We start from the raw sequence: 21,678 nt of genomic DNA on the forward strand, positions 1-21,678 counted from the left end.
CAAATTTTTATTAAGAAAATATTATCCGTATTGATTTGAATTATTTTTTGTTATAATACTAACACTATGAGAATATTATTTTTACTACTAATCTTTTTACTTCCCCTATCTGCGAATATCGTTGTCAGTCACAATGAAGAATGTGCTAAAAACTTCTCAATAGAATATTATTACGACGATACCAATACACTTTCAATAGAAGATATTCAAACAAAAACCTTTGTGTCCACAAGCAATAATTTTACATTTGGTTATTTACGGGGAACTACATGGTTTAAAATCACAATCGATAATAATTCCTCTGAAGAAAACTTTATCATAAGCTTTTATGAAACACTTTGGAAGACATTTAATTTTTATCAGTTAAAAGATCATCAATGGGATATTCAATATAACGGACTAGATGTACCGCTTAATCAAAGAGATGTTAAGTCCATCTATCCAACATTTAAGTTACATGTTCCGTCTCATACAAGTAAAACTGTTTATATTCAAGGAAATACTCTTGCTGGACAGATAGGACAATTCTTAATATGTACGCAAGAATCTTATTTTAGTGAATCAAGATTTGAGATAGTTGACTTATATATGATCTTTGCCTTTAGTTTATTTAGTATTTTAATTCTCAATCTCTACAGCTATTTTTTAACAGATGAAAAAGTGTATCTTTATTATGTGTTATATACATTTACATTTATTATCTTTAGTGCTATGCAGAGTGGTTTTTATCTTTTTTTTGGATTCGAAGGATGGAATGAAGGCTTACATGTAGTAGGTACATTTGTGCTTATAACATTGATACTATTTTCAGACACTTTTTTACATCTTGAAGAGCATCTAAAGTTTGCTCATAAATTTTTTCAAGTCTCTATAGGAGTATTTTTAGTTTTTGCAATACTGATATTTAACAACATACCTTATACAAGTTTACTCTTTAATATTTATTCAATCATCTTCTTTGCCATGCTGTTTTATGCAAGTATCAAGGCCTATATACACGGATACATCGGTGCAAAATATTACCTTATAGCGCTTGTGATCTATTCGGCTACGATGGGTATTATGATCCTTACATTTAATGCTCTCATAGACTATACACTTGTAAATCGCCACCTATTTGTTTTAGGTGCCTTTATAGAGATCATCTTCTTTACTTTGATTTTGGCAAATAAGTACAGAACAATTACCTTGGAAAAGCTTTCAATCCAAGATGAACTCCTGAAAGAAAAAAATAAAAATGAAGAAGAGTTGAAACTTGCTGTTGAAGAGAGAACTGAAGAATTAGAAGGTGCAAAAAAAGCACTAGAAAATTTAGTAGGTACTGATAATCTGACGAAAATTAAAAACCGTAGAGCCTATAAAGAAAAAATTGAGGAACTTCTTTCTAAATACAACAGACATCATCACCCTTTTTGTATGATTATTTTTGATATTGATGACTTTAAAACTATAAACGATACTTACGGACATCAAATGGGTGATATTGTTCTTATGGAAATTACAGAACTTGTTTCGCGCCATACTCGTATAAACGATTATTTTTTTAGAATCGGTGGGGAAGAATTCGCATTATTACTTGAAAACACATCATTAGAAAAAGCAAAAAAATTGGCTCAACATATAGTGGAACTAATCGGAATTAGACTCAAATTAATCAAAGGTCGACAGATAACTGTAAGTATGGGATTAACGGAAGTTGTAGAAGGTGACAATGAAGACTCAATCTATAAACGTACAGATAGCCTACTCTACAAATCAAAACAAAACGGTAAAAATCAAGTTTCATATTAAAATATAATTGTTATGCTACAATACACCAAAAATTAGGAGCCATATTATGAAAAAAAATATTCTGTTTGCACTAGGATTATCAACTTCTCTTTTTGCTGCTACATGTAACTATACTGTTGATTCTAGTTCACTGCAATGGACTGCTTTTAAAACACCTGCAAAAGTTGGAGTAAAAGGGACTTTTGACAATGTAAAACTTGACTTTAAAATATCAGATTCTAAAGAAGCACTTTTAAAATCAAGTAGTATAAATATCGTAACTGCGAATGTAAACTCAAATAATCAAGGGCGTGATGCGAAACTTGTAAACAGTTTCTTTATGGTACAAGGGATAAGAACAATTAAGGCAAAAGTAATTAAAGTAGACAAAACTTCCGCAGATATTGAAATAGCTATGAATAACATTAAAAAAATAATTACGATGAATCTAATTACTACTAAAAATACTATTAAGCTACAAGGTGAAATTGATCTTGCTGACTTTAAAATGCTTCCATCATTAAATGCAATCACAAAAGCATGTTATGAACTTCACCAGGGAAAAACTTGGCAAGATGTTGCACTAGAGTTTAATATAACAACTAGCTGTAAGTAATGGAATTTAAAAACAATCCTTTTGAAAGCGGACATATAAAAAACTACATTTTACTTTATGTAAGTGTAGTTGTCATTATGATTTTGTTTTTTATAGCAGGTGAGCTTTTTATAGAACCAAAAGAGATCGAAAAAAAAGTTTTTGAAGTACAGGAAAAAACTTCAGAAGTAAAAACACAAGATTCTAAAGAAAAAGAGGAGTTCAAACCTCGTTTTAAGCTTTTAGAGCAGCCTTTTTAATCTCCCTAATAATACTTTTTTGCCTTTCGAATATATACTCCATGAGTATATATTCGCTATCATGGCTTTCATAAAAATCACAAACAATCTTCGCAATTTTTTTCTCTTCGTTGACAAATACTTTTTGTACTTTTGCTTTACGGATAACACTGTTTATTACATGATTTTTAATAAGACTCAGCTCAAAATTAAGTAAAACATCTTTTCCTTCAAGTTTATCTAGAACCTTACTATAAGGAAGTTTTACGGCAATTGAAACTAAAGAGATATCTATAATACTTCCTTTAACACTAGTGCCCTCTGCCGATATTGCAATATTTGTATCCCGTTCACATGTTACACGACCGTGTTTACGTGCATTAATACTCGCTTTAATCAGTGTCGGTTTTTCAAAAGTCGCTATACCTTTTTGAATATTTATATGTTTTAAAATAAGCTCTATCGTTTGTGTATACCCTGGTATCTCTAAGATTGTCTTTTTCTCTAAAGCCACTACTTCCGTTTGTAGATTTTTCAGCTCCAGCTGTATAAACTTCTCATCTATTTTTACAACCGATGCTTTAGAATTGATTACAAGTCCTTTGTAAATATTTAAAAGCTTTAACTCTACCTGATTAAACTTCAGAGTATTGAGCATCTGTTGCAATATATATTCATCGCTCTTGTTTTGTTCCATATTTTCAATAAAACAAATTTGATCGTTTATTATGAGATCATCTGAGACCTTATTCTTTTCTATACCGTACAACATCTCCAATATATCTTCAAATTCCATCTCTGCCAAATCAACAGCATAGACTTGTGATAGCAGTACCGTTTCATTGCTTATAGAATATTGATTCAGTTGTTCATTGAGTTTTTTAGCTTGTTCCTTAATGAGCTCAAATGATTGGTTTTCATACAAAGCTATATAAAACTCCCCATTGTATTGTGCCAACTGTAAACTCGTGTCTAAACTTTTTTTCACCACTTGAAGAGTCTCTTTGAGATTTCGAAGATCCAGATTTTTAAATGCTATTGTGATTAAAGCCAGATTTTTTTCTTGATTGAGTAATTTATCTTTTAACATTTCAAGAAATCCAAGACGTGTTTCTATAATCTTTACACTCTCTTTTTGCACCTGTTTTGTTTGTTGATCTAAAAATTCCTGATACTCTTCATCAATTTTGCGAATTACTTTGTTGACATCTTGTTTTTGTGTAAGTATAGACTTTGACTGCAGCAGTACTGCAAGCTGTACATGCATCATTGTATGCTTTTGCGGTACATAAAAGTAGATAAGACTCTTTTTGTGTTCGAGAGTCTCTTTTAAGCGGAGTGAAAGTTCTTTTGTCAGTTCTGGCAGGTCAATTATATAAACTTCAGAATGAGGGATACTCTGCGTAGAGAGATCTATACAAACATTTTCAAAACTATTAACAATTTCATCGTAATAATTTAAAGAGATGTGTTGATTGTATAGATAACATAATTTCAAAATTATCCCTTTGTCAATCGTTCTTTGTTACTATATAAAGCTGTTCATGCCCTAGTTTTTTCAAAATATCCATGACACTTACAAAGTCTTGAAAACGAGACTCTTTATCGCTTCTGAGAATAACTGTTTGTTTTTGAGAAACTTCTGCAAGTTTTGCTTCTAGAGCAGCAAGGTCAACTTTTTCTTTTTCAAAAAAAAGCTCCCCTTTTGCATTGACATATACGGTAACTTCCTTTTTTTCCTCTTTGTTATCTGAAGCAGAGGCTTTTGGAAGATTAACAGGGATCACACCTTGTTTGATGAATGTGGCCGTCGTGAGAACCATCACTAACAACACAAGCATAATATCGATAAACGGAATAACGTTTATCTGGTCAAATCTTTTTTGTGTTTTTCTACACTTTGACATTTTACGACTTTTGCTTATCAGTGAAAATGTCATATTTTGTTAATATTTTTTCCACTTTTCTTAATGTGATCGTATAGGCAATAATAGCAGGAATAGCTACTATAAGTCCCATTGCTGTCGCTTTAAGTGCAAGAGCAAGTCCTGTCATGATTTTTTTTGCATCTACAGCACCTACATCACCCAGTGTATAAAATGTCAGCATAATTCCAAAAACTGTTCCTAATAGACCGACATAAGGAGCATTTGCCCCAATTGCACTAATTACGTTAATGTTATTTGTAAGTTCTAATTCTAATTCATCTCTGTGACTATAATCTTCCATTCTGACAGTTTTATAAAACATCATTCTTTCTATGAATAACCATACTGTCACGATACTCATAAGGATAAGAGTCCCCATTACCCCATAATCTATTGCTTGTTCGGCATATGCCATTAAACCTGTTAATTCCATTATTATCCTAAATTATTAAAATTTTAAAGATACTTTTGTACCTTCATTGACTTCAGATGTAACACTCAGTTCTATCTTGTTTTCATCACAAAACCGCTTTACCATTGAAAGCCCTATTCCAAAGCCCTGCATATGTTTATTTGTTTGATAAAAATTATCATAAATATGAAGCAGTTCTACCTCATCCATACCAATACCGTAATCTTGAATAGTGAGTATTTTATTATGTAGTTTTATATCGATATCTTGTGAATTTGGCGAATATTTTACACCATTATCAATTAAATTGTCAATTACTTTGGCAAGACCTACTTTATCTATTTCCAAAGAGAATGTTTCAAGTTGTAAATTAAAATTTATATGTGGATATATTCTTTGTAAAAAGACGATTCTATCTTCAAGCAGTTTTTTAAGATCACTTAACTCTTTAATATTTTGTTTAGACTGCATTTTAATAAGATAATCAAGCTCGTTATATCTTTGCTTTAACATCTCACAGGCTGATTCGATCCTCTCAATGCGCTTTAATGCTTTTTCATCTTCTAGCTTCTTTTTGAGCATCTGTGTATTGGTTGTAATTGTACTTATTGGAAGATTGAGTTCATGCAGTGTTTCTTTTGAAAGGTTTTGAAGATTTGTTACATACTCGGCTAATGGATCAATTGCAAGTTTTGAAATAAAAACACCTGATAAAATTATGATACAAAGTAAAATAACACCGAAAATAAAGAGCTGTGAAACTCCCAATACATCTAAAAAGTAGTATGAAATTACCAAAAAAGCAATAACTGTAAGAAAATAAAAAATAAAGATGCTAATTCTTAAATTAACAAACAAGTTTATACCCTATCCCTCTGATATTTTCTACATTTAACTCAGGTAAAAGTTGCTTGATACGATTTATATATACCCGTATAGCTCCTTCACTTCCACCTTCACTTAAATTATAGAGTTCATCGATAATCATCTCTTTTGAAACAATGCTATTTGCATTTTTTATGAGTAGTGACAAGACCTCAAATTCTCTTTTTGAGAGTTCTAACTCTTGCGATTGATAAGTAATAACCTTTCGTGCTTGGTCTATACACAAACCGCATCTGCACAGCTCCTCTTTTTTCTTAAAACGTCTGAGCAGTGCATTAATACGCAATAATAATTCATCGTTATCAAATGGTTTTACGATGTAATCATCTCCACCACTGATAAATCCCTCTTGCATCTTCTCTTTCTCTTTATGAGATGTTACAAAAATAGCCGGTGTTTCATCTTCCGCTTCACGAAGCTCTTTTAAAAGTGTTACGCCATCTATTAAAGGGACATTAATATCTAAAAGATAAAGATCGAAATGTTGATTGAATGTTGCATCTAAAGCAGCTTGTCCGTTTGGACATAAAGTAACATTGAACTCTTCATCTTCAAGCATATCTACAAGAGTCTCCCCAAAAAGAGGATCATCTTCCAGAAGCAGTATTTTATTCAACATTCTCAATTGCCCAGCTGATAGTCTCACCAGCATACATAGGTACTACACCAGAATAGTTTTCAGGGACTACAAAAGGACGATTTTCAAGTGTCACTTCTTTGAATTCAGGGCATATTCCGTAAATACTTTGTGCATTATCACTGACAAATGCTTGTAAGTTATCTAGTTTTCCGTATTGATCGAAAACTTCGCATAAAAGTTGCAATGCAATAGGAGCTGTAAATACACCTGCTGCACAGCCACATGACTCTTTTTTATTCTGTGGATGAGGAGCAGAGTCACTTCCAAACATTACTTTTGGATGTGCTTCAAGCGCTACATTTAAAAGTGCATCTAAATCTTCTGGACGTTTTGCAATTGGTTTACAGAAAAGATGTGGTTTCATCATTCCACCCACAACATCGTCTAACGTTATTAAAAGATGGTGAACCGTAATAGTTGCATAAAGATTTGGATACTTATCAAGCATCTCAACTGCAGCTTTTGTCGTAATATGCTCCATAATAATTTTTAGATCAGGGAAATTTTGCGCTAAAAGCTCATATATTGACATAAATTCAGCTTCACGGTCCATAACAAATCCGTCAGTTTCACCATGAACACATAAAGGGATATCCAAATCACTCATAGCTTCAAGTGTTTCTCTCATCTCCTCTATATCAAAAGAGCTAACTCCTCCTTCAGAATTTGTAGTGATCCCTGCAGGATAGAGCTTGATTGCAGTAATTTCATCCATAACCTCTTCTAAAAAGTCTCTTGTATAGTTTTGATAAAAAAGTGTCATATATGGTTCAAAAAAATCATTCGGTACGGAAGCCATAATACGTTCTTTATATGCACGAACACCTTCTAAGGTAGTTACTGGAGGTACAAGATTTGGCATAACAATAGCACCACTAAAACTGTATGCTGAAAGAGGAGCAATATTTTCAAGCATTACACCGTCACGAAGGTGTAAATGCATATCTAAAGGCATTAAAAGAGTATGTGTTTTCATAGGCTGTCCTTTGCTGTTTGTATAAGTTGATTTACTGCTGATTCATAAAGAGCAGCATCCTCTTTAGAAGTTGATTCAAAACGAGTAACAAGTACAGGTGTAGTATTTGATGCACGTACTAAACCCCAACCATTTTCAAAGTTGATGCGTACACCGTCAACATCAATAATATTTTTAATTTTTGGAAAAGATGCCGGAGGGTTTTGTAAAAGCTCTTTAACTTTGTCCATAATTTGAAATTTTTGTGCTTCTGTAGTTTCTACTTTTATCTCTTCTGTAGAAAACACTTGTGGAAGACGTGCAAGTTCAGCATCTAAATCAATGCCGTCTTGTACAAGTTCCAACATTCTAAAAGTTGCATAAATAGCATCGTCATAACCGAAATATCGATTTTTGAAAAAGACATGTCCGCTTACTTCACATGCAAGGTCAGCATTTACCTCTTTCATTTTTACTTTTAAGTTTGAGTGTCCTGTTTTATACATTACTGTTTTCCCGCCACGGCGTTCAAGTTCATCATACATTACTTGTGAACATTTCACTTCACCGACAACCGTCGGTTTATCCATCTTCATAGAATATAAAAGAGCCATCATGTCTCCTTTTATATTGTTTTTATGTGTAAGTACGGCTATTCTATCCGCATCACCGTCGTATGCAAAAGCAATATCACCCTCTTTTGCTAAAAGTTCTTTCACATCGTTTAAGTTTTTTTCAACCGAAGGATCAGGGTGATGATTTGGGAATGTTCCATCAGGATCAACATATAAGCCTGTTGTATTTAATTCCAGTTTTTCAAAGATTTCTGGAAGGACAATACCTGCAACTCCATTACCGCAATCGTAAACAATACGTTCTTTCATGCCTTTGAGATGTGCAAATTGTTCAACCATAAAGTCTATATATCTGCTTTTTGCATCTATCTCAGTCACTTGACGTTCAACTTCTGAAACACTCTGCATTGCTTCACATTCACGCCCGAGTGCATAAATATCTTCTCCGAAAAATGGTGCTTTATCGATAGTAATTTTAAACCCGTTATATTCACTTGGATTGTGTGAACCTGTAATCATTACAGAAGCTGAAGGAGTAATACCATTCCAATCTTGGTAGTTTGTAAAATAGTTCACCGGTGTTGGTACAAGCCCCATATTTAAAACTTTCTTTCCACCTGCATTGAGTCCACTTACAAGGTATTCAAAAAGGATTGGTGAATGACTTCTAGCATCATAACCAACTGCTACATATTCACCGCTAATTTTTGATGAAAGAGCATAACCTATTTTCGTTACACTCTCTTTATTTAATTCTTTCTCATAAATACCACGTATATCGTACTCTCTATATATGCTCACAATACTCTCCAAATACTCAAATAAATTAAAGATAATAATACTATGAAAAAGATTTTATCTTGATTAAAATCCCATTGATATGTGTTAAGAAAGCCTAAAAAAGATAAGAAAGTTTATTTGAGTTCAAAAATTAACTACATACTATAGATTTTTTAGATATAATCTTGTCCATAAGTGAAAGATGAGGGTATATCATCTTTAGTGTAATTTTCTCTTTGTGTGTTAACTTCTCTAAAGAATCTCCATTATTTTACAAAATTTCAAAAATAAGGCTGCTATATGGCACAACTGTTAAACGGATCGGTAAAATGGTTCAATGATGAAAAAGGTTATGGTTTTATCCAACAAGATAATGGAGACAAAGATTTATTTGTACACTTCCGTCAAGTAAACAATCCACAAGGTGGAAGAGTTTCTCTTCAAGAAGGACAAAAAGTTACTTTCGAAATCGGTGAGGGACAAAAAGGTCCTCAAGCTGAGAACGTAACACCACTATAATTCTTCATATATAGGCTTTATGCCTATATATCTTTTAAAACATTCCAAGACTCATTCGCAATTTCCAACTCTTCATCCGTATGAATAACAAAGCTTTCATATCGACCAATTAAGTCATTATCCAAAATTTTCTTTCTGATAATATCGGCATGTTCCCCTATACCACCGCTAAATACTATGGCATCAACTTTTCCTTCTAGCAGTACGAGATAAGAACCTATATACTTTTGAATTCTTCGTACCATCATATCAACTGCAAGTTTTGCACGAGGATCATCTCTGTTTAAAATATCTCGCAAGTCATTGTCACCGCAGATACCGAGAAGTCCTGACTTCTTGTTTAAGATCGTATCTACTTCATCAATACTGAGCCCAAGTGTCTTTTGCATATAAAGAACTATCTCCGCATCAATATCTCCACTGCGTGACCCCATAATCAAACCTTCTAATGGAGTGAACCCCATAGAGATATCAATACTTTTACCGTTTTTAATTGCACAGATACTCTCTCCATTACCTAAATGAAGTGTTATTATATTTATATCTTCTATATTTTTTTCCAAGAATTTTGCGGCTTCATTCAGAAGGTATTTATGGGATGTTCCATGAAATCCATAACGTCTTATATGATGTGTTTCATAAAGGTCGTATGGGAGTGCGTAAAGATATGCTTTTTTCTCCAAAGATGTATGAAATGCAGTATCAAATATTGCTACTTGAGGGATATGTGGCACAATTGTTTGCATCAGTTTAATCCCTTCCAAATTCGCAGGGTTATGCAATGGTGCCAAAGGGATTAGCTTCTTTATAGTTTGTACAACCTCATCATTAATCAGCACCCCTTCCGAAAATTTTTCACCTCCGTGCACAACCCTATGCCCTACTGCATCTATAGCATTAAAATTAAGATCTAAAAAATAAAATGCCTGACTATGAGCTTGAATAACTGAGTTTTTTTCTCCAATATGTTCTATATGCTTTACATATAAAACTTTACCGCTTGGTAACTCTATCACTTTTACTTTTAGAGATGAACTTCCCGCATTAACAATTAGTATATTCATTTTGTCCTGCCTGTATCGCTGTAATTGCGATTGTATTGACTATATCTGCTACTAAACAACCTCTACTCAAATCATTTACAGGCTTTTTCAGTCCCTGAATAATAGGTCCAATGGCGATTACCCCACTACTTCTTTGTACTGCTTTGTAAGTATTGTTTCCCGTATTTAAATCGGGGAATATAAAGATAGTTGCTTCGCCTGCAACTTTTGAATTAGGCAATTTTTTTTGTGCGACCTCTTTATTAATGGCAGCATCATATTGGATAGGTCCTTCAATAAGTAGTTCAGGTGCTTTTTGTTGTACAATCGTTGTCGCCGCTTTTACTTTTTCTACCTCGGTACCCCTGCCGCTTTCACCCGTTGAATACGAAAGCATTGCAATTTTCGGTTCTATGTCAAACAATTTTGCAGTTTGTGCCGAAGCTATGGCAATATCTGCAAGTGTTTCAGCATCCGGTTCTTGATTGATTGCACAATCTCCATATACTAATACTTTTGTGTCAAAACACATCAAAAATACCGAAGAGACTACTGAAATATTTTCAGGCGTTTTAATAATTTGAAGTGCCGGGCGCATAGTATCTGCCGTAGCGTGAACTGCACCGCTGACCATACCATCCGCATGTCCGCACTCAACCATCATTGTTGCAAAATAATTTTTATGCGTCATTGCATCTTCAGCAGCACCAAACGTTAACCCTTTTTCTTTCCTCATTTCATAAAATTTCTGAATAAAACCTGTCATTAATTCAGAATTCATATGATCTATAACAGTAGCTTTAGAAAGGTCAAGTCCAAGTCTTAAGTAATGCTCCTGAACCTCTTTTTCATTGCCCAGTAAAATAACCTCTGCAACATTACGGCGTAAAATAATCTCTGCCGCTCTTAAAATCCTTTCATCCTCACTCTCAGGCAAAACAATTCTTTTTTTATCTGCACTTGCCATTGCGAAGAGTTTATACTCAAACATCTGAGGTGTCATCAGTTCACTAAAGTTTTGTGCAATTTTCTCTTCAATTAAATTAAGATCGACACTTTTATAAAACTCACCAAGTGCTAAAGCTATCTTTCTTTCAGACGAGACACGAAATCTCGGATGAATATGTAAAATATTTTTTGCCGTATTGTAGGTATCTGTTGCAACAGAGAGAATAGGAATTTTAAAACTTTGCAACCCGTCAATCAATTTTTCGATATTTGGATGAATTGACATATCAAAAGGAAAAACTATTCCGCTGATATTTGGATAAGCAGATGAATGCAATGCTCCTAGTAGTCCTAAAATAATCTCCGATCTGTCTGCAGGTACAATTACCAAATCATCTTCTTGTATATGTTCTAAAAAATTATCAAGTGAAAGTGCTGCTACGCGAACTTCTTTGAAAGTTCTTGAGTAATCATGTTCATTTACAAATACCTCTTTGGCATTGAGTCCCTCTATTAAGTCTTGTATTGTTGAAAGCCCTAACTCTTTATTCTCTTGAACCAAAAAAGTAGTATAAGGACTCTGCTGTGTTAATTTTAAAAGCTCTTCAAAGTCCTCTTTTTTGACTCTGTTTATGAAAGTTGCAAAATGATTTGATGCTTTTGAAGTGATATTCTCATTTTCAATAAGTATATCTTCATAAATATCTTTTGGTTCTTTTTCCTTGGCTCCCATAATATTGATGTAACCCGAACCAAAATTTTTTGCAATCTCTAAATTTAAATCATACGATATTGTTGAGCTTAAGGCATCTTTATTAATCCCTTCACACAAAATAAAGTCATAATGTTTTTCTAAATGTTTAAACTTTTCTATGAGTTGATTTAATAACTCTGTTTCTTTTTTTTGCGATAACATCTGCTCTACATAAGAGACGTCAAACCCTACACATTCATGATAATCTATATCTAGTTTATATCTGTCTAATATAAATTCTATATTGTAGTCCATTTTAGGACTATCATAAATCACCGGTCGAAAAAATGCGACTTTATGCAAACGCCTTTTTAAAACTTCCATCATTCCCATAGAGATAAAAAGGGAACCTACATTTTTTTCATTTGAAGCTATATAGAGTGATTTTATTTGCATACCTTTTTATCCCTCGTCGAATTTTAAAACAGAGTTTTGCCGCTTATTGTATAATTCTATCTAAAAACGGAAACATTATGTGTATATGTGGTAACGAAAAAGATTTTAACGAGTGTTGCGGACCTATTATAAGTAAAGAAACACTTCCTAAAAGTGCCGAAGAATTAATGCGTAGCCGCTATTCTGCCTATGTTCAGGCAAACGGTGAATATTTAGTATATTCGGCAGTCAAAGAGAACCAGTACCAAGAAGATATAGCTTTAATCGAAGAGTTCTCAAACTCTGTAGAATGGTTAAAACTTGATGTATTGGAAGTAACGCCAAATACGGTAGAGTTTAAAGCCTATTATCGTGATAAAGATGGTATCCAAGTACTGCATGAAAAAAGTAATTTTGTTCAAGAAGACGGTGTTTGGAAATATAAAGACGGTGAACTCTACAATACAAAAATAGAGAGGAATGAAAGCTGTCCTTGCGGAAGTGGAAAAAAATATAAAAAATGCTGCGCTAAATAGCTTTTACAAACACAAAGCTTTTTTTCTCAAATCCGTTATTTTCATAAAACCTGTGTGCATTTTCTCTCGCAAATCCTGAAGAGAGTACAAGGTTCTCACATGCTGCCATCTTTGCATAATCGTGCAGATATTCAATCATCATCTTCCCGTATCCCTGACTTTGAAAGCTGTTTTGTGTCACTAGTTCATATACAAAAAGATGGCGTTTATGATAAAGGTTTGTACTTACGGCGACACCTGCATAGGTTATCAGCTTATCCTTTTCAAAAATTCCAATCATGGTGTAGTTAATATCGCGCATCTCATAGATCAGATCTTCAAATTCATTATAAGTGAGTGCAGATCTTAGTTCTTTGACTACATCCCACGCAATATCCAGTTCTTTTAAAGTAAGTTCTCTTATTTGCATTGGGGTATTTTAACACTATTTTGGTATAATTGCGAAAAATTTGAAGGCATACTAATGAAACCTATCATTCTAGCAATTTTCACACTACTTATTTTAAACGGATGTTCTGCAAAAGAGTTTAATGAGGGTGTTGATAGCATTACAAATGATATTAGCAATGCTTTTAATAGTTCGAAAGACAATTCAAACTAAACTTCAACGAATAGGCAATTAAATCATGGTAACTGTACAAAACTTAACAATGAGATATGGAAACAGAGTTCTGTTTCAAGACATTAACTTAAAACTTGACCGCAATAAACGTTACGGTCTTATTGGTGCAAACGGTGCCGGAAAAACTACTTTTTTAAAAATTTTATCTGGACAAATCAAAGAGTATGAAGGGGAAGTGATCATCCCTAAAGCAAATAAAGTCGGTGTACTTGGACAAAACCAGTATGCATTTGAAGATTATACGATTATGGATGCTGTTTTATACGGAAACAAAAGACTTTATGATGCGATCAAAGAAAAAGAAGAGATCTATATGACTGGTGATTTTGAAGACGATGCGGTAAATAATCGTCTTGCAGAACTGGAGACTATCTGTGTAGAGGAAGACCCTACGTATGAGTACGATGTAAACATTTCAAAGATCTTAGAAAATGTGGGTATCCCTGCGGATCAACATAATGAACTAATGTCTACACTTGATAGTGCTGACAAATTCAAAGTTCTTCTTGCGCAAGTTCTTTATCCGAAACCTGATGTTCTTTTCCTCGATGAGCCTACGAATAACCTTGACATTGAGACTATCAGCTGGTTAGAGCATGAATTACAACGCCACGAAGGGACAATGGTAGTTATCTCTCACGATAGACACTTCCTAAATGCAGTTGTAACAAATATTTTAGACGTTGACTACCAAAAAATTCGTGAATTTACTGGTAATTACGATGACTGGTATATTGCTGCAAATGTTTTAGCAAAACAACAAGAGCTAGATAACGCTAAAAAACTTAAAGAAAAAGAGCAATTAGAAGCATTCGTTCGCCGTTTCTCTGCAAATGCATCAAAAGCAAAACAAGCAACTTCAAGACAAAAGCAACTTGAAAAACTTCAAATTGACGACATCAAACCATCGTCTCGCCGTGATCCTTCTATCGTTTTCAAAGCAAAACGTGTAATGGGTGACGAAGCATTAAATGTTATTGATGTTTCACACTCTTACGGAGATAACGAAGTTCTAAGAAACGTATCTTTTAAAGTAAATCCGGGTGAAAAGATAGCACTTATCGGTGGAAACGGTGTTGGTAAAACAACACTAATGAAAATCCTTATGGAAGAGATGAAACCAAGTACGAGCGGTGAAATTCAATGGGGTGCTACAATTGAGAACTCTTATTTCCCTCAAGACACTGCAGATATCATCAAAAGTGACGGTACACTTTACGACTGGTTACGTGCATTTGATCCAAAACGTGAAATCGCAGAGATCAGAAACTGTCTAGGGCGTATGCTTTTCTCAGGTGAACAACAAGAGAAATCTGTTTCATCTATCTCAGGTGGGGAAAAACACCGTATGATGCTTTCAAAAATGATGCTAGAGGGTGGAAACTTCTTACTTTTAGATGAACCTACCAACCACCTTGACCTTGAAGCGATTGTAGCACTTGGTGAAGCATTACATGAATTTAACGGCAACGTGATCTGTGTATCTCATGACCGTGAGTTACTTGATGCATTTGCTACTCGTATTATTGAGCTTCATGATGATGGTTCATACATAGACTTCGAAGGCTCTTACGAAGAATTTGCAGAGATGAAAGAGGCGCAAAAATAATGGAGTATAAAGAGTTTTTAGGGCTTGGTATTGCCGGAAACTTTGCACTTCACTTAGCACAAGCAGGTGAACTAGAAGATTTTAAAGACGTAATCACAGAAGATGAAGCAGCTCCTAAAGGGATGTTTCCTTTTTATCTTCCTTGTGAAAAGTCTGTTGCATCTTCATTAGAATATAAACCTAAAGATATGCTTTTTACATATCCTCTTTCAAGTAATACTATTACGCTACCAAAAGAGGATGTAAATGTTCAGGCTGAACCTGAAGTTGGTCTTGTTTGTGAAATTGAATATGAAGGTACTCAAATCACGAACATAATACCGACACATTTTGGTGCATATAACGATTGCTCGATTCGTGTTGCAGGAGCTTCAAAAATCAGTGACAAAAAAAACTGGGGGATCAACTCTAAGGGTGTAAGTAAAAAACTTTTTAAAATTGATAAATTTAGTGATGGTGGAGTCATGGACAACTTCAGCATTGCAAGTTTTTTACGCCGTAATGATGAAGTACATGCTTATGGTGAAGATGTTACATTAAACGGTTACAGCTATTTTTATGAAAAACTGACTGAGTGGATTAAAAACCAAATCAATACTCAAAAAGAGTTCGGACCATTAGAGCCGATTTCTGAGTATATCAATGCATGTGGAAAACCGACAAAAGCATTAATCAGCATCGGTGCTACACGTTATACAAACTATGGCGAAACAACATTTTTACAAGAAAATGATGAAGTTATTGTTGTAGTTTATGACAATACAAAAATATCATCTTCTAAAGTTGTAGATGCAGTGAAAAACAGTACATATGATTCAACTATAATGAGTGTTCTCTCTCAAAAAGTAGAAAAATAATGTCCAGAGGAAAAAAGTTAGATCTGTTTATAGGTGCAAATATTGAAGATGGCTGGAATGAAATAGAAGAGAAAAAAAACACTTCTAAAAAAACTGTCTTAAGTCTGAATAAACATCAACTTTTTTTCTCAAAAGAGAAGCGTAGAGGCAAAGTTGTAACGCTTGTAGGAGAGTTTCAACTTGAAAAAAACAATGCCGAGGAACTTCTCAAAAAACTCAAAAAAAAGCTTGGCTGCGGTGGAAGTTTTAAAGATGGCTTTATGGAATTCCAAGGGGAACTCAAAGAAAAACTTCGGCCTCTCTTAGTTGATGAAGGTTTTAACTTCAAAGCCAAGCACTAAAGTTCTTTTTCCTCTTCAACTTGTTCTTCCATTTCAAATACAATTTCTAAGACTCTAGCAGCATCAACAAACGAACTTATAGCCAAAAGTACAGAACGGTTAGAATTTAAAAAGGCAACAACAGCCTTTTCATCTAGTGAGTCCTTCTCAAAATTTCTTGTCAGCTTGTTTACAAAACTTTTATTCTCTTTGAGAATCTCCTCATGATTTTTATGGATTACCTCTGCCGAAGTTTTTTTATCTCCGTATAAAAGAGCATTTTGCATAGCTTTTACAAGATTTTCACGGATTAAATTAAAGTAGTATTGCATCTTCTCATCATCACTTTGAAAAAACTCATCCACATTATTTTTGATATCTTTTAATATTCTTGCAGTATAAACAGACTCTCTGGAAGCTGTATACAAAGTATCTAAGGCTTGTGATTGTTCTTCTGTTAATGGAAGTTCACTAATTTTATTGAGGTATTTGATTGTCTCAAATTCTACACTTTTTAATGTATCATATCTTTTATTGTAATCAAAATCATACTCTTTTGTAGCATCATGAACGATTTGATAAGGCAGTTTTTCCATCTTCAAAACTTCACTTGGTTTGATATTTACAATCATACAACTAAATTTAATCGTATTTATAAATAGATGGGAAATCTCATTTCTAATGGCTATTAATGCACTCTCTGCAACTGTTGGTTCAACCATATGGATATATTTAGTTGCCACTTCTTTTTTTACGATAAACAATTTATTTAAAAATGCTGCTATTTTATTAATAAATGGACTTAAAAGAATAACTCCCAAAATATTAAACATGGTATGAAAAAGTGCCAATGCAGTAACAGAGTCATTTTTAAAATGAAGGAACTCTAGAATAAAATAAGTAAGCTGCGAAAGAAAAATAAATGCTATTGCTGCTGTGAATATATTAAAAAGCAGGTGAGCTGCAGCCACTCTTTTCTTATATGACACCCCGCCAATTGCTCCAAGTATAGCTGTTGCAGTTGTACCAATATTTGTCCCAATGGCCATAGCTGCAGCCATATCGAAAGTAAGAATATGACTACTTAGAGCACTTAAGATGATTGCTGTTGCCGCCGAACTTGATTGAATCAAGGCAGTAATTATAAGCCCTAAAAGTAGAAAAATAAAAAGCGGGAAGTTTTTATAAGAAGCCAGATCTATTCCCAGAGCAAACCCTTCAATAGCTGTCTTGAGAATATCTAATCCCATAAACAATAGGCCAAAACCGACAAATATCTTTGCTGTAGCACTCAGTTTTCTGTTTTTTACAAACATAAGAACAATACCGCCTAGACCTATCATAGGCAATGCAAATACTTCAATTTTTACTTTAAATCCAAGTATTGCTACCAACCAGGCTGTTGCAGTAGTTCCGATATTCGCACCGAAAATAATTCCTATCGCACCGTTTAAAGTGATCAACGAAGCACTTACAAAAGAAAGAGTCATTAACGTTACAACTGAAGAACTTTGCAATAATGCCGTGGCCAATCCACCTGTTACAATCGCTTTCATGTTTGTCTGGGTTGATTGTTTTAACCATCTTTTAAACTTTATTCCAGCGAATTCCTTAAGTGCCAGCTCCATATATCCCATTCCAAATAGGAACATACCAAGCCCGCTAAGTGCTATTATGATATTGTACATGTTTTATGCGCTTATAGTTTTTGCAAGAGTTACATTTGTTGTAATTTGATATCTATCACGTCCGCCCTCTTTTGCTTTATAGAGCATCTCGTCTGCCCGAGAGATCATAATCTCATCATCTAAAGCATCATCGGCAATACAACATACTACACCGACAGAAACCGTGACAAATTCATTTGCTTTTGATTTCTCATGTTTCAACTCTCTATCTTTAACAGATTGACATAGTGTTCTTGCCAAGTTTGCACTGTCTGTTTCATTTGTTTCACTTAGCAAGACTCCAAACTCTTCACCTCCAAGGCGAAATACATAATCACTTGGACGTTTAAGTGTATCTTTTAAGACTTTTGCTACGCTTTTAAGAGCAAAGTCTCCCTCAACGTGTCCATAAGTATCATTATACTGTTTAAAGTAGTCAATATCCAACATCATGAATGTTATATATGTCTTATTCCTTTTGGCACGCTTAAGTTCTCTCTCATATATATGATTAAAATATCTTCTGTTATATAATCCTGTTAAACTGTCTGTATATGAAGCATTCTCAAGTTTTTTATTCGCTTTACGAAGCTTTTTTGCTATATCGTGAAGTTTAGTGTGGTCTTGTTGAATACTTTTAAAGACATACATGGAAATTACCAAGACGGCAATAATAACAAAAATAAGTGTCAAGCCAACATTTAGGGCTATATCATCATATTTATTCAAAAACTTTTTTCTTTCATACTGTGCTACATTGACTTCATAATTGATAAGTTTTTTTAGTACACCATGCATCTTGAAAATTTTATCTTCTACTCTATTAAGAGCAATGTTTTTAGGATTACCGCCGCTTTTTAAAAACCCTATTATTTTATTAAAGGCTTTATTTGTAGATGTAAGCTCCATATCTACATACTCAACATATGCTACTTCCTCTTCATTCTTGTAATGTGAGATATAGCTTTCCCATTTTTTGTTGATATATTGTAAAGATTTTTCTATTTTTTGTGTAGTTTGCAGTGTAGATATCTCTTGTCTGCTTGCCTTATAGATAGGATCGGAGATCCCGCTATGATAAGTTTGCAGAATTTCATTGAGTTCCGTTACAGGCACTAATGAACCAAAATATAAGGAATCCATATTTTTTTTCATTGCATTAATGTAGCTTGCTCCGACGATACCGACAAATACGAGCCCCAATGTAATCAAAACAAATAGGAAAAACAGTTTACTTCTGAGTTTTAAAGCTTCAATAAATCTCAAAATCACTCCTTATTCTCTAAAATCTATTAAGCATCTTTTGTACCACTAAATGGTATAATTTTTCTAAAAAAGAAAAAGTTTGGACCATGGAAGCAAAATCAATTAGAGCAGATAAATATTTAGATACTTTTGAGATTCAAGAACATTTAAAAAATGTAGAATACATCATAATGGCGACACCTGCCCCTGAGAAATATAGAGCTACACCTATTCATTTTACAATCTTTTTAAATACACCAGAAGCTTTGCCTGAAGAGGTGAAACAACCTGTATTAGATAAGTTTTGCACTGATTATAAGATCAAAAATCCAACAGAGGTATTAAGCCAGTTAACAGCTGTAGGGTTTGCTGTCTCAAATGCGCAAGACACACCGATGCCAATGCCATTATTTAAACAACAAGATAGAGCAAGTGTGCCTCATGCACCAATGCATGTTATTGATTTTTTAGCAGATTCTGATGAATTTTACGAAGCGAAAGTAAAAAATCTAACGGGCTGGAGCTACTCTTACAACTCATAAAGAGCTGTAAGATTCTATATCTTTTATCTCTTTGAGAATCTCTTTGGATAGGTTTTCATATCCCTCTTTAGTAACCAAAATATCATCCTCAATTCTTATCCCGATACCTCTATATTTTTTAGGAATTTTCTTATCGTCTTCCGGAAGATAAATACCCGGTTCAATCGTTAAAATCATACCTGCTTTAAGAGGAATCTCTTTATTTTTCTGATTTTTATACGGGTTTTGATCATGTACGTCTAAGCCCATATAGTGTCCTATTCCATGCGGAAAATATTTTTTATGTACTTTATCTTTTAGAAGTTTTTTGACACTCCCTTTTAAAATACCTAGTTTAACCATCCCCTCACACAACATCTTTTCAGCTTCATTTTGCAATTCGCTTCTAAGTATGTTGGGCTTCATCATTGAAATGATTTTTTTCTCCACATCAAGCACCATTTGATAGAGCTCTTTTTGTGCTTTCGTAAATTTACCGCTGACAGGAATCGTTCTGGTAATATCACTGGAGTAATATTCATATTCACAGCCTGCATCAATTAGTATCAAATCACCCTTATTTAAAGCCATATTATTATCAATATAATGAAGTGTATTCGCATTGTCTCCGGAAGCTACAATTGAAGTATATGCATCACTGTATGCACCATTTTTCTTGAAAATGTACTCTATCTCGGCTTGCAGTTCATATTCAAATGAGAGTTTTTGACTCATTTGAATCGCTTTGTGATGTGCTTCTTTTGTAATTTCAAGTGCTTTTTGAATTAACTTTATTTCGTTTGTCGACTTAATTAAACGCATAGTTTCAACAGTTTTTGCAGCATCTTTATAATAAAGTATATTTTTTGCAAGTAGCTTTACTTGATCTAATAATTTATTTTTTACTTTGAAATCATAATAGAGCTTATTTTTTTCTTCTAAGAACTCTTGCAGTTTTGGAGCAAAATGTTCGATCTCAAATACATCATCTACATCAAAGAGTTCTTTTGCTTTTTCTGCACCGAGTCTTTTACCTGTCCAAAGTTCCTTAACAGGATCTTTTTTCTCTACAAAAAGATATATTTTATATGTTGTGTTTTTCTTAACAAATACTAATGTGGAATTATCCTCTTTAAATCCTGTTAAATAATAAAAATTGCTATCTTGTCTATAAGGATATTCCGTATCGTTTGAACGTACTTTTTGTTCAGCTGCACAAAATATTGCTACTGAATCACTTTGCAGTTTTTTTGCAAACTTTTCTCTTCGTCCTTTATACTCTTTTTCTTTAATCATTGAGAATTTTCACCTAACCAATCTACAGTTTCTTCTAAAGTTTGTGCAAGTATACTATTTAGGGCTTTAACACCCCCTTGAGCATCCAGGCTGTCTGTCTGCATTGTTTTTGTAATAATCTTTGATGCTATCAGTTTTCTTGTCTTTCTCTCTATCAAGTTATATGAAATATTCAATGTCACGGATGAGCTATTTTGTAATTCGTTAAATGACTGAATAAATTCATTAAGGCTAAACTCTAAAACAAGGTCACCTTTTTTAGAAGATTTATAGCCATATACACCATGAAATAAATTCGAAGCTTCTAAAATATTTACCAGCTTATTTGCTATCGCTCTATTTGGACTCTCTGACCATGCCGATTGTGTAAATGCATACTCTTTATATTCTCCGATTCTATAACGCATATTGTTTGTTGCCAAAGAAGTGTTTACAAAAATCGGCATAACCTTGATTGAACGTTTTTGAGAGTTCGTGCTCTTGTTTGAGATTGTAACATCGGGATCTATTCTATAATCTGTTACCGTAGGTGTCGTAACACTACAACCGCTTAATATAAAAACAAGTACAATTAAAATAGTTTTCAT

24 protein-coding genes are annotated in these 21,678 nt (G+C 33.6%); 10 read left to right on the forward strand and 14 right to left on the reverse strand.

Going from position 1 to position 21,678, the window contains the following annotated elements:
• The first annotated feature begins 66 nt into the window (after window positions 1-66).
• The 3 genes from P6N22_RS07690 to P6N22_RS07700 are packed head-to-tail and all read left to right on the forward strand — an operon-like array spanning window position 67 to window position 2,625.
• Complete coding sequence (locus P6N22_RS07690) at window positions 67-1,791, forward strand: diguanylate cyclase (RefSeq protein WP_280331760.1); 1,725 nt, start codon at window positions 67-69, stop codon at window positions 1,789-1,791.
• Window positions 1,792-1,837: 46 nt separating this feature from the next.
• A complete protein-coding gene (locus P6N22_RS07695; protein WP_280331761.1) occupies window positions 1,838-2,386 on the forward strand; it encodes a YceI family protein in 549 nt (182 codons plus the stop codon).
• Window positions 2,386-2,625: a hypothetical protein gene (locus P6N22_RS07700; protein WP_280331763.1), complete on the forward strand. Its 240-nt coding sequence runs from the start codon at window positions 2,386-2,388 to the stop codon at window positions 2,623-2,625. Before P6N22_RS07695 ends, P6N22_RS07700 begins: the two co-directional genes overlap by 1 nt.
• Here the strand turns inward: P6N22_RS07700 and P6N22_RS07705 are convergent.
• The 7 genes from P6N22_RS07705 to P6N22_RS07735 are packed head-to-tail and all read right to left on the reverse strand — an operon-like array spanning window position 2,600 to window position 8,800.
• The gene (locus tag P6N22_RS07705; RefSeq protein ID WP_280331765.1) at window positions 2,600-4,102 is read right to left on the reverse strand and encodes a hypothetical protein; all 1,503 of its coding nucleotides are present in this window, start codon (window positions 4,100-4,102) and stop codon (window positions 2,600-2,602) included. The two genes, P6N22_RS07700 and P6N22_RS07705, sit on opposite strands and share 26 nt — an antisense overlap.
• A gap of 13 nt (window positions 4,103-4,115) precedes the next feature.
• The gene (exbD, locus tag P6N22_RS07710; protein WP_280331767.1) at window positions 4,116-4,511 is read right to left on the reverse strand and encodes a TonB system transport protein ExbD; all 396 of its coding nucleotides are present in this window, start codon (window positions 4,509-4,511) and stop codon (window positions 4,116-4,118) included.
• Between the two features lies 1 nt (window position 4,512).
• Entirely contained in the window at window positions 4,513-4,965 is a 453-nt protein-coding gene (gene exbB / locus P6N22_RS07715) for a TonB-system energizer ExbB (RefSeq protein ID WP_280331768.1), read from the reverse strand.
• Between the two features lie 15 nt (window positions 4,966-4,980).
• Window positions 4,981-5,742, reverse strand: a complete 762-nt coding sequence (locus P6N22_RS07720) for a HAMP domain-containing sensor histidine kinase (RefSeq protein ID WP_280331770.1) — start codon at window positions 5,740-5,742, stop codon at window positions 4,981-4,983.
• A gap of 49 nt (window positions 5,743-5,791) precedes the next feature.
• Window positions 5,792-6,448 carry a response regulator transcription factor gene (locus P6N22_RS07725; RefSeq protein WP_280331772.1) on the reverse strand — a complete coding sequence of 219 codons (657 nt, stop codon included), beginning with the start codon at window positions 6,446-6,448 and terminating at the stop codon, window positions 5,792-5,794.
• Entirely contained in the window at window positions 6,438-7,445 is a 1,008-nt protein-coding gene (pyrC, locus tag P6N22_RS07730; protein WP_280331773.1) for a dihydroorotase, read from the reverse strand. Before pyrC ends, P6N22_RS07725 begins: the two co-directional genes overlap by 11 nt.
• A complete protein-coding gene (locus P6N22_RS07735; protein WP_280331774.1) occupies window positions 7,442-8,800 on the reverse strand; it encodes a phosphomannomutase/phosphoglucomutase in 1,359 nt (452 codons plus the stop codon). Before P6N22_RS07735 ends, pyrC begins: the two co-directional genes overlap by 4 nt.
• Window positions 8,801-9,079: 279 nt before the next feature.
• Here P6N22_RS07735 and P6N22_RS07740 point away from each other — a divergent pair, with 279 nt between their 5' ends.
• Window positions 9,080-9,298, forward strand: coding sequence for a cold shock domain-containing protein (locus P6N22_RS07740; RefSeq protein ID WP_280331776.1), 219 nt, complete (start codon window positions 9,080-9,082; stop codon window positions 9,296-9,298).
• A 23-nt stretch (window positions 9,299-9,321) separates the two neighbouring features.
• Here the strand turns inward: P6N22_RS07740 and P6N22_RS07745 are convergent, their stop codons facing one another.
• Together P6N22_RS07745 and pta are read right to left on the reverse strand one after the other, a co-directional pair.
• Complete coding sequence (locus P6N22_RS07745) at window positions 9,322-10,362, reverse strand: acetate kinase (RefSeq protein ID WP_280331778.1); 1,041 nt, start codon at window positions 10,360-10,362, stop codon at window positions 9,322-9,324.
• Complete coding sequence (gene pta, locus P6N22_RS07750; protein ID WP_280331780.1) at window positions 10,343-12,439, reverse strand: phosphate acetyltransferase; 2,097 nt, start codon at window positions 12,437-12,439, stop codon at window positions 10,343-10,345. The genes P6N22_RS07745 and pta overlap by 20 nt, the downstream gene beginning before the upstream one ends.
• A 77-nt stretch (window positions 12,440-12,516) precedes the next feature.
• Here pta and P6N22_RS07755 point away from each other — a divergent pair, with 77 nt between their 5' ends.
• Window positions 12,517-12,954, forward strand: coding sequence for a YchJ family protein (locus P6N22_RS07755; RefSeq protein ID WP_280331782.1), 438 nt, complete (start codon window positions 12,517-12,519; stop codon window positions 12,952-12,954).
• On the opposite strand, the gene P6N22_RS07760 is transcribed toward P6N22_RS07755, so the two are convergent.
• A complete protein-coding gene (locus tag P6N22_RS07760) occupies window positions 12,947-13,363 on the reverse strand; it encodes a GNAT family N-acetyltransferase (RefSeq protein WP_280331784.1) in 417 nt (138 codons plus the stop codon). The genes P6N22_RS07755 and P6N22_RS07760 overlap by 8 nt on opposite strands.
• 54 nt (window positions 13,364-13,417) lie before the next feature.
• Between P6N22_RS07760 and P6N22_RS07765 the strand changes: the two genes are divergently transcribed.
• The 4 genes from P6N22_RS07765 to P6N22_RS07780 are packed head-to-tail and all read left to right on the forward strand — an operon-like array spanning window position 13,418 to window position 16,383.
• Window positions 13,418-13,555, forward strand: coding sequence for a hypothetical protein (locus tag P6N22_RS07765; protein ID WP_280331785.1), 138 nt, complete (start codon window positions 13,418-13,420; stop codon window positions 13,553-13,555).
• A gap of 25 nt (window positions 13,556-13,580) precedes the next feature.
• A complete protein-coding gene (locus P6N22_RS07770; RefSeq protein ID WP_280331787.1) occupies window positions 13,581-15,185 on the forward strand; it encodes an ABC-F family ATP-binding cassette domain-containing protein in 1,605 nt (534 codons plus the stop codon).
• Complete coding sequence (locus P6N22_RS07775) at window positions 15,185-16,042, forward strand: DUF5718 family protein (RefSeq protein WP_280331789.1); 858 nt, start codon at window positions 15,185-15,187, stop codon at window positions 16,040-16,042. Before P6N22_RS07770 ends, P6N22_RS07775 begins: the two co-directional genes overlap by 1 nt.
• Complete coding sequence (locus P6N22_RS07780; RefSeq protein ID WP_280331790.1) at window positions 16,042-16,383, forward strand: translation initiation factor; 342 nt, start codon at window positions 16,042-16,044, stop codon at window positions 16,381-16,383. Before P6N22_RS07775 ends, P6N22_RS07780 begins: the two co-directional genes overlap by 1 nt.
• Here the strand turns inward: P6N22_RS07780 and P6N22_RS07785 are convergent.
• Window positions 16,380-18,050 (reverse strand): Na/Pi symporter, encoded by a 1,671-nt coding sequence (locus tag P6N22_RS07785; protein ID WP_280331792.1) that lies wholly within the window; start codon window positions 18,048-18,050, stop codon window positions 16,380-16,382. The genes P6N22_RS07780 and P6N22_RS07785 overlap by 4 nt on opposite strands.
• A 3-nt stretch (window positions 18,051-18,053) precedes the next feature.
• Window positions 18,054-19,295: a diguanylate cyclase gene (locus tag P6N22_RS07790; protein WP_280331794.1), complete on the reverse strand. Its 1,242-nt coding sequence runs from the start codon at window positions 19,293-19,295 to the stop codon at window positions 18,054-18,056.
• Between the two features lie 86 nt (window positions 19,296-19,381).
• On the opposite strand from P6N22_RS07790, the gene P6N22_RS07795 reads away from it, so the two are divergent.
• Window positions 19,382-19,816 carry a hypothetical protein gene (locus P6N22_RS07795; protein ID WP_280331796.1) on the forward strand — a complete coding sequence of 145 codons (435 nt, stop codon included), beginning with the start codon at window positions 19,382-19,384 and terminating at the stop codon, window positions 19,814-19,816.
• Here the strand turns inward: P6N22_RS07795 and P6N22_RS07800 are convergent.
• Together P6N22_RS07800 and P6N22_RS07805 are read right to left on the reverse strand one after the other, a co-directional pair.
• Entirely contained in the window at window positions 19,811-21,091 is a 1,281-nt protein-coding gene (locus tag P6N22_RS07800; RefSeq protein ID WP_280331798.1) for an aminopeptidase P N-terminal domain-containing protein, read from the reverse strand. The genes P6N22_RS07795 and P6N22_RS07800 overlap by 6 nt on opposite strands.
• On the reverse strand, window positions 21,088-21,678 hold the full coding sequence (locus P6N22_RS07805) for an ABC-type transport auxiliary lipoprotein family protein (RefSeq protein ID WP_280331799.1): 591 nt from the start codon (window positions 21,676-21,678) through the stop codon (window positions 21,088-21,090). Before P6N22_RS07805 ends, P6N22_RS07800 begins: the two co-directional genes overlap by 4 nt.

Source organism: Sulfurimonas sp. C5 (assembly GCF_029872055.1).
In the GTDB taxonomy this organism is placed as follows: domain Bacteria; phylum Campylobacterota; class Campylobacteria; order Campylobacterales; family Sulfurimonadaceae; genus Sulfurimonas.